This window comes from Clostridium sp., assembly GCF_016650095.1.
GTDB lineage: Bacteria > Bacillota > Clostridia > Clostridiales > Clostridiaceae > Clostridium_AD.
The window spans coordinates 1-9000 of record NZ_JAENWL010000124.1 but is presented as its reverse complement, the minus strand read 5'-3'; the positions used below and the strand labels follow the sequence as shown (position 1 = coordinate 9000).

At 30.6% G+C, this 9000-nt stretch carries 12 protein-coding genes; 11 read left to right on the top strand and 1 reads right to left on the bottom strand.

Translation table 11 applies throughout. The features are described 5' to 3' along the window. The 5 genes from JJE11_RS09130 to JJE11_RS09110 all read left to right on the top strand — a co-directional run. Positions 1-268: SPOR domain-containing protein (locus JJE11_RS09130; RefSeq protein ID WP_291634786.1), on the top strand; the 268-nt coding region annotated here is incomplete at its 5' end. Between the two features lie 54 nt (positions 269-322). Next, the gene (locus tag JJE11_RS09125) at positions 323-790 is read left to right on the top strand and encodes a hypothetical protein (protein ID WP_291634784.1); all 468 of its coding nucleotides are present in this window, start codon (positions 323-325) and stop codon (positions 788-790) included. A gap of 310 nt (positions 791-1100) precedes the next feature. Further along, on the top strand, positions 1101-1736 hold the full coding sequence (locus tag JJE11_RS09120; RefSeq protein ID WP_291634782.1) for a hypothetical protein: 636 nt from the start codon (positions 1101-1103) through the stop codon (positions 1734-1736). Beyond that, positions 1702-2085, top strand: a complete 384-nt coding sequence (locus JJE11_RS09115) for a hypothetical protein (RefSeq protein ID WP_291634780.1) — start codon at positions 1702-1704, stop codon at positions 2083-2085. Before JJE11_RS09120 ends, JJE11_RS09115 begins: the two co-directional genes overlap by 35 nt. Positions 2086-2088: 3 nt before the next feature. Then, a complete protein-coding gene (locus tag JJE11_RS09110; RefSeq protein WP_291634778.1) occupies positions 2089-2895 on the top strand; it encodes a type II toxin-antitoxin system PemK/MazF family toxin in 807 nt (268 codons plus the stop codon). 1021 nt (positions 2896-3916) lie between these two features. Here JJE11_RS09110 and JJE11_RS09105 read toward each other — a convergent pair. After that, positions 3917-4153, bottom strand: coding sequence for a hypothetical protein (locus tag JJE11_RS09105; protein WP_291634776.1), 237 nt, complete (start codon positions 4151-4153; stop codon positions 3917-3919). A gap of 556 nt (positions 4154-4709) precedes the next feature. On the opposite strand from JJE11_RS09105, the gene JJE11_RS09100 reads away from it, so the two are divergent. The 6 genes from JJE11_RS09100 to JJE11_RS09075 form a co-directional block, all read left to right on the top strand. After that, entirely contained in the window at positions 4710-5165 is a 456-nt protein-coding gene (locus tag JJE11_RS09100; RefSeq protein WP_291634774.1) for a helix-turn-helix domain-containing protein, read from the top strand. A 22-nt stretch (positions 5166-5187) separates the two neighbouring features. Beyond that, complete coding sequence (locus JJE11_RS09095) at positions 5188-6168, top strand: UbiA family prenyltransferase (protein WP_291634772.1); 981 nt, start codon at positions 5188-5190, stop codon at positions 6166-6168. A gap of 11 nt (positions 6169-6179) precedes the next feature. Next, positions 6180-7379, top strand: coding sequence for an NADH:flavin oxidoreductase (locus tag JJE11_RS09090; protein ID WP_291634770.1), 1200 nt, complete (start codon positions 6180-6182; stop codon positions 7377-7379). A gap of 2 nt (positions 7380-7381) precedes the next feature. Beyond that, complete coding sequence (locus JJE11_RS09085) at positions 7382-7627, top strand: acyl carrier protein (protein ID WP_291634768.1); 246 nt, start codon at positions 7382-7384, stop codon at positions 7625-7627. Between the two features lie 2 nt (positions 7628-7629). After that, on the top strand, positions 7630-8808 hold the full coding sequence (locus JJE11_RS09080; RefSeq protein ID WP_291634766.1) for a pyridoxal phosphate-dependent aminotransferase family protein: 1179 nt from the start codon (positions 7630-7632) through the stop codon (positions 8806-8808). Further along, the coding region (locus tag JJE11_RS09075) for a diacylglycerol kinase family protein (RefSeq protein WP_291634764.1) at positions 8805-9000 on the top strand (196 nt) is incomplete at its 3' end. The genes JJE11_RS09080 and JJE11_RS09075, both read left to right, overlap by 4 nt.

Below are 9000 nucleotides of genomic sequence, written 5' to 3'. Positions count from 1 at the left end.
TGCGTTCCTTGATAATGACTTGGATAACAACGCAATTGACACCGTAGCAGAGCAACAAGGGTTTGGTGTTGCAATTGCACATGGGATACTTAATCAGCTTGGTGTGGCTATCAAACCTATTGCAAAGCCTATTATAATTGTACCCGTAGTAAAAGCAGACATAATGTTCAGAGTTGTTACAGGCTCATTTGCAAACAGAGAAAATGCGGAAGAAAGAATAGTAGAACTTAAAAAAAATGGATTTGAATCTTTTATTACAATAAAATAAGAGAGGAAGTGGTCTTCCCTATCTAAATTTAAAATTAAGGAGAGTGTATTATTAATGCAAAATTTTTTAGATGTATTATACCCAATATTATTAACAGTTCTGACAGGGTTTTTAGCCTATATAGGTAAAGAGGTAGTAAAACTAGCCCCCAAGATAATAGACTTTGTAGTGGCTAAGGTGGGGCTTACAAACTATACCAAAAGCAAACTTCTAGCCTTAGATATATTTAATTTAATAGAAGAGCATTTTAGATTAAGTGAAATTATTGGAGATACAGTTCAGGCTAAACAAATTATGTTTGAAACTTTAATTAAACAAAAGATACCTGGCATAACGGATGCAAATATAGAATTATTAAGACAGAGCATTGCAGGGGAATTTAATAAAAATAAACCTTTAATCATAAAAGCTATTGAGGATCCAGTAACTATAGCAGAACCTATTATAAAATACTTTAATTCAAACGGAATTGAATTACAACCTATAACAACACCTGAAGCGGAAGCCACAATAATAATATAATTACAAAAGACCTGAGGTTAGAGAAATCTAGCTTTAGGTCTTCTTTTATTTTTTTGCACACCTTTGTTACTTGATAAGTATAATATAGTAGAAAATAAATTGTGTTCATGCCATATTAACAAAATTGTAAAAATGGAATTTTAGATGTAAAATGAGCTTAATAGCATAAAATAATATTGTTTTTGTCGGAATTTGACGAATGAAAGTTATCCGTACAATGAAGGAATTTAGTATTAAGTATAGAATGGTATTATTTAAGTATCGAATATTATACTTATTAATTTATAAGCCTAAAGTAGGAGGCAAAATTATGATAGACAAGCAGAATAGATTTATGATAAGTATAAATCTAAAGAGTAATGTGTTAGATTACTCGTTTGAGATAGAAAATATTGAAGATAGATTTGACATACATAAATCCAATGAATACATTCAATATATATTAAATCAAGAGTCAATGGATTCTATTACTATTTCAGACAATGAGATAAAAATTGATTTTACAACCAAAGAAAGTGTACTTGAAAATAGAGACATTATAAATGATATTTATGAACAAATGATCTTAAAAAATCCTAAATGTAAAATAAGTTCAGGAGATTTTGATATTAATTTAATTTTTAATACAGGTGAAGATCTATTTTTGGATAAGTTTAAAACCTATTATAATACGAATACTGATTTAAAAATAACATTTAGAGGTTATACTTTTTATTCTACAATTTATGATTACCCAGTAATATTAGCAGTTGATCCATACCTTATAAACACATCTTCATATTCTGCAAAAATTTTATTTAGAATAAAAACTAAAAGTCTTAAGACTCTAAATACAAAATTAGATAAAATGATTAAACATATATATAATAATCTAGAAATAGTATTAACTAGATACATAAAGGAGAAAGGGGATGTTCCAAGTGAGCAATCTTCAATGGACAAGTAATAATAGTAATAATAATAATTACAGTGTAGCAATGGATCTTAATGAAAGCTTGGTAAAATTTTCAAATTTTAATCAAAATATGGAATATAATAGAATAATTACGGATAACCTATTAAATGAGAAAAAATCATTTAAAAGAGGTTATGAAATTAATATGAAAATTAAAGAGGATCATAACAACCCAGTGCTTTTCTGGACTGAAGGAAATGATACAACAGAATTTATTATGCAAAGAATGCAAAGGGTGTATTCTAAATATCCTGTCGTTGGTGATTATGAAGTTAATCCTGATATTTTTGATTCTAATATATTGAAAATCATAAAATTTAGTATTGAAGATGAGGATTAAAAGATGAGTAGATTAGGGGACTTCTTACCTTCGGATATGAAAGGAAAGTTAAGAAATGAAAGTAGGAAACAGCGTGGTACAGTCCATTATGTAGGATTTCCGTATAAGTTTAAATTACCATTTTATTTTTTTAACTGTTGTTTAGATGACTGTGCTAATCAAAATTGTAAAGAATGTGGACATAAATCAGGAATAACTTGTGATGGTTGTACTCAAAAGATTAAACAAGAATTTGAGTTTTGCAAAGGATATATAAAAAAAGGATCAACTGAAGTAAAAGAATTTTTAAAAATATCTAGTAAAATAGAAGAAAATAAAAATACTAGAAGTTTACCGGCAAATATAATTCAAAGGGTAAAAGTACGACCATATTTAATATTATCTTCAAATGCAAATCTTATTGATCCTTATGTTTATGGCGCTCCAATAACATCACTTAAGCCATTTCATTTTGGTGATAAAGATTATATGGAATTACTAAAGACTCAACAAATACCAACACAATATTATTTAGAAAGTAAGGTGCAAGGGGTCTCAAAACCATCTTACATAGATTTAAGTGGGATAATGCCAATACACAGAAATTTAGTAATAGACTTTAAAGGATATATTGAGCCACAAGATATGATAATTATTTCAAATAAAATTAATTTATTATTTGATTTAAAACAATTTCGCAATATAGATTCAAAAGAAGAACTTAACAATAAAAATAAGTTACTTGAATTAGAAAATAAAAAGCTATCAGAAACAATACAACTATTAAAGAGGACTAAAAATACAAATGAAGAATTTGATAAGGATGCATAAAATATAGATTTCAAGAAATATAAATACAAAAGTCATGAGTGAGGATATCAGCTCATGACTCTTTTTATTTTCTAGAGAATTTACCCCCGATACTATGTAAAATTTTCTGAAGAAGCATGTGTGTTATGGATATTACATGCTCATTACGTATAATTTATCAATAATTTCTACTTGAAAGTTTGGCGTAATTGCTAAATTTAGAAAAATTCTTGGGTAACTTTTTGCTCGACTACAAGTGCAAGAGTGTAGTTAATGGAGCTGACAAGCTATATCAAATAAAATATGAGTTAAGCAGCTGTAGGTGGATATTATTTAAGATTTAAAATAAGGAGTACTGCACGAGGTTGGAAGTCCTGTGTAGTACTCTTTAGTTAAAGGAAAAATTGATTATGAATACATTTAAATTATAGACTATTCAACAAATTATAGACTATTCAACAAATTATATTCAATTCACTTAGTTAATCTGGTGCTTTTTTATTTTGTGTATAAATAATTGTAGTATGGCAATAATTTAGAAAAAAATAAAAGAGGTAATTATATGTGCAAATCTAAAAAGAGCAGTATACAAATAAATGTTGCTATACCTATAGCAGTTATTCTTATTCTAGTTACATTAATAATTTCAACCCTAAGGTTAGTTTAAATATTAGCTTGAGGTCTTTTTTTATTTTTTGATTATTTTTCTTCCTTTGTCTTAAAATAAAAGGTTAATGGAAATACATTTTTCTTTATTTGAAAATAGTGGTTATTATTATTGTGGTGCAAAGCTAACCTTAAAAGGACACACCCTTAATTTTTATAAGGACCCCACCCTTAAAATTATTATGTTAATAGCAGTAATGGACAATGCTCTCATGAGGCTATCAAATATTTTAAAATTTATCAATTTTACCTAAATGGCAGTGTATATCTTTATTTAATAGCCCCAGGCCCTTTCAAGTTCAGAAATTTGACAACAAAGGCAGGTGCCTTTTAAGTGTATTTTCAAGGGTTTTAGGATTTAAAAGGCAGTGGATATTTACAATTCATCCAATGCATATTTTAAATACATATCTACAGCTACTTTTTTAAAAGTAAGTGTCTCTGATCCTTTAGTAAAAATTAATTTATCATCTTTATTTTCAATTTTATAATCACTCAAATCCTTAACGGTCTCTACTGTGTAAAAAGTTTCATCTTCTAATTTTTCTATATCCTCTTTTTTAATTAGATATTGATGAATCAAACCACAGTCTATTAATACATAATTATTCATGATAACATCTCCTTTATAATCACCAAGAGTATGCTATAATAAAATAGCAATGCTCTTATAGGTGTTGTTTTAGTTGGAAGTCCAAATCTTTTTGCGGAGGAGTGGGCTTCCTTTTGTTTATTTTATCTTTTAACAATATGTATAACCCGAAGCATAAAAGCAAAATACTTCACAAAGCAATTCGCATACTTTCCCACACTTTTCCCACATAAGTGTTAGAAAGCTTTGAAAGTCCTTAAAATGTTATACCCTTGTAAAGACTGATATGTCTAAGTTATAGTTATGTATAGAAAGTTATAAATAGCAATAAATCGAATCTGTAGGCCGTGGGTTCGACTCCCCCTGGGCGCACCAAAAAAGCCTTACAAACAATATGTTTGTAAGGCTTTTTTTTTTACCCTAAAAATACTTTCACCCTCTTTTGATCCTTAGAAGATTCTATAAAAATAATGAGAATATAAGAAATGTAAAAAATTATGTTAATAAAACTTTACAAATAGCATCAAAAGGTGTAATATTACACATAACAGATAGAAACGTATTGGAGGTTATCATTATGACTAAAGAAGAATTCATAAAAAGAGTGAATGAAAAGGCTAAACTAATCAGGAATGAATGTGGTTACACTCAAGATAAAATGGCTGAGATACTAGGAATGTCAAAGAAAACACTTATACAAATAGAAAAGGGAAGGGCTTCACTTGGATGGACAGCTGCTGTAGCTTTGTGTACTATTTTCAGAGACAGTGAGATTTTAGAAATAACCTTTGGTGGTCAGCCCCAAGACATAATTCTATCAATTGCCTATGATGGATATGTTAAAAGTTATATACCTACTATGGGCGGTAAAATTTGGTGGAAAGACATAAAAGAAAATGGAAACCTTAAGATTCAACAAAATATAATATCAAAGCATTACCGTATTTTAGATGAAAAAGGTAAAAGAATAACCTTTTCCTTTGATTATGAGTATATGAAGAAAAGATTAGAAGAGGTTAATGGTGTAAAGTGAATTTTATAAGGGGATGGAAGCTATGATACATTTTTTAAAAGCTTATATTAAGTCAATGCGAATTTATTATGCATTTATAACAGGAATTGCTGGATGGGTAGGGGTTTCATACTATGAGTGTACGATTAAAAATAGTTACGTAGCAATGCAAGGGGATTCCTTAATTTTCAAAAAGATTCTTCTACTGTCTTTACTTTTTTTAAGCTGGGGGATAAATCAAATTGTTAATGACTATCTGGGGCTTAAAGAAGATAGAATAAATGCTCCTAACCGGCCTATGGTCACTGGTGAGCTGAATCCTAAGAAAGCAATAGTAACTTCTTTTATTTTACTCTCTATTTCTATGATTCTTATAGCTATATTTTTAGAACCTATAGCTATTATTCCAGCACTACTGGCAGTAATTCTAAATATTATATACGAATATGCAAAGGGTTATGGAATTTTAGGTAATATAGTCTTTGGAATAATGATCACCATGTGTTCCGTCGTTGGATATATGGCAATGGGTCCCATGGGTTCTTCTCAAATAACATCCGATGCTGCGGCCTTACTGGTGCTTTTGGTTGTGATGAATGGACTAATGACCTTCTATACCTTCTTTAAGGATTATAAAGGAGACTTGGCTGCGAATAAGAAAACTCTTGTGGTGAAATATGGTGTTGAAAAGTCAAGGAAAATAGCACTAGTAGCATCAATTATACCTGGAGTTATTTTTGCCTTTGCATACTATTTTGGATTAATTAGTTTTAACTTAAATAACATCTTTTTATTCTTGGCTGCGCTTACATTGTTTATGCATATATGGACCGGTGTTCTATACTATAAATATCCATATGGTGATCGAACCTACTATTCCTTATCGGTAAATTTTAAAGCCTGTGCTTGTGGGCAATCAGCCTTAATTGCTTTAATGAATCCTATTCTTGGTATGATGTTATTTATTCTTACATATATCTTTGTAGGATTTCTCTTTGATTTATATTCCGATAGTAAGGGCTAAGGAGGAAATGTATGAAAGTATTTGAAGAAGGAAAAATAGGTAAATGTGTTTTAAAAAATAAAATTATACGATCTGCTACTTTTGAAGGTATGTGTGATAGTTTTGGAGTTCCGAGGGAAGAGTATTTTAGATTATATTCGGAGCTTGCTAAAAATGATGTAGGTGGAATTATTACAGGTTTTACTTTTATATCTGAAGATGGAAAAGCAATGCAGCCGGGACAGGCAGCCATTGATGATGAAAAAATGATTCCATATTATGAAAGACTTACTAAACAGATGCACAGGTACGGTTCGAGAATATTTCTCCAAATTGCTCATACCGGGCGTCAAACAAGGCAGGAAGATACAGGTTTTAAGGTGGTTGGAGTATCAAAGAAAAAATCCTATTACTTTGGATCTACACCTAAAGTGCTTACTACGAAGGAAGCTTCTAAAATTACTGAAGATTTTGCGAGTTCTGCCTATCTGGCTAAAAGAGCAGGTTTTGACGGAGTTCAGCTCCATGCAGCCCATGGATATCTTATTCATCAATTTCTTATTCCACATATAAATAACAGAAATGATATATTCGCTGTAGACCCAAACACTAAAATTGGAACCAAGTTTCTAGAGCGGACGATTAATGGTATAAGGGAACTTTGTGGAGAGAATTTTCCTATACTTGTGAAGGTAAGTGGTGGTGATGATTATTTACAAAGATTTAGTGAAGCTCAATTTATTAATCTTATTGTGTTTTTAGATATGATGAAAGTGGATGCTATAGAAGTAAGTTATGGTACCATGGATTATGCACTAAATATTATTCGGGGTCGCATTCCGGTAGATATAATTCTAAGTCATAATCCAGTTTATAAAGTTGACAATAGATATATGAAAAAGCTTTGGAAGGCATTTATATATCCACTTATAAAACTTAAAATAAAGGAGTTTAAGCCTTTATATAATATTGAGTATGCAAGATTAGCCAAGCAGTATACAAAAATACCTATAATTTGTGTAGGGGGAATTAGAAAGGGTGAAGAAATTCAAGCACTTATTAGCAAAGAGAACATGGATTTTGTAAGTCTGTGCCGGCCATTTATATGTGAACCTGACTTTGTACAAAAATTGGAACAAAATCTTAACTACAGTTCTAAATGTACTAATTGCAATATATGCACGGTTATGTGCGATTCAAATAATGAGACAAAATGTTATGGGAGGGTATGAGGATGACTTTAGAAGAAAGAGTTATTAAAGTGGTTAAAATAAATTTAGAAAATGAATTTGAAGTATCTTTGGAAAGTAACTTAACTCAGTATTTAGAGGTAGATTCTTTTAGTAAATTGATGATATTATGTGGCCTTGAGGAGGAGTTTTCCCTAAATATTGATGAATTAGAGTTTGAGGATATTAAGCTCGTATCAGATATAGTTGACAAGATGAGAAAAAAATATCCTCAGATTGAAGGTGAGTAAACATGAGTTTTGATAAGTTTTATGAAAGATATAAGCTAGATAAGAATATCGTAGAAAAGATTGGTTTCAATCCATACTATCGTGAGCTTAAATCAGCACTTAGTGACCCAATATCAATTGAAGGTGAAAATTTTATAAACCTAGCTTCAAATAATTATCTTGGGCTTGCAGATGATGAAAGGGTTAAAGAAGCTGCCTGCAGAGCTATTAAAAGTTATGGTACCTCCCTTTGTGGAACTCCAATTGCTACAGGCTATATTGATTTATTTAAAGCCGTAGAAGATAAGCTTTCTGTGTTTATAGGGCTTGAATCATCAATTCTATTGCCTTCCTGTTATCAGGCTAACAATGGGCTTTTTTCAGCTATTGCAGGAAAGGAGGACTTAATTATAGTAGACCATTATGCACATTCTTCTCTTATTGAAGGTATAAAGGCAGTGGGTTGCAGGATAAGACCATTCCGTCATAATAATATGGAACATCTTGAACAAATACTTAAGCAAAATTCGAAATACCGCCAGTCTTTTATTGTAACGGAATCAGTATTTTCTACGGATGGAACTATTGCACCTTTTAAAGAAATAGTAGCTTTAGCTTCAAAGTATAACGCGTTACCTATAATTGATGATTCACATGGACTAGGGGTTATAGGTAAAAGTGGAAAGGGAATCCTAGAGGAGGCTTCCATAGATAATTATAGAGGAATTTATACTGCCTCACTAGGCAAGGCTTTTGCTAACTCTGGTGGAATAATAGCTGGACCTAAGAGCATAATTGAATATCTTAGATATTATTGTCCTCACCTTGTTTATTCCACTGCGCTGCCTCCATCATCACTTGGAGGTATTGAAAAAGTAATTGATATAATAGAGAAGGATTTTGATAATATAAGTAAAAGAATGTGGAACTATAGAAATAATATAAGTAATTGTTTGACTTTAAATGGTTTTAAGCTTGCGGAAGGTAAAGCCCCTATAACTTCAATAGTTACGAGAAGCTCTGGAGCTACTATCTATTTAGCAAAGAAGTTTTATGAAAATAAAATATTAACAACACCTTTTATTGCTCCCTCTGTTCCTTTAAATCAGGGAAGGGTAAGACTTATAGCTGGAGCTAATTTAAAGGAGGAGTCCATTGAAAAGGTATTGAAGATCATCAAAAATATAGGTATGGAGCTATGAAATACTTTTTTATAATGAATCCGGGATCAAAGTCTGGAAAGAGTAAAAAGCTATTTAAAAAAATATTTGGGATTCTAGATGAGAAAAAACTGAATTACCATTATGAAATAACTGCAAAACTCAGTGATGCCGGCGCAATGTCAAAGAATGCAAACAAATCTGGGTACGACATAATAGTTGCTGTAGGCGGTG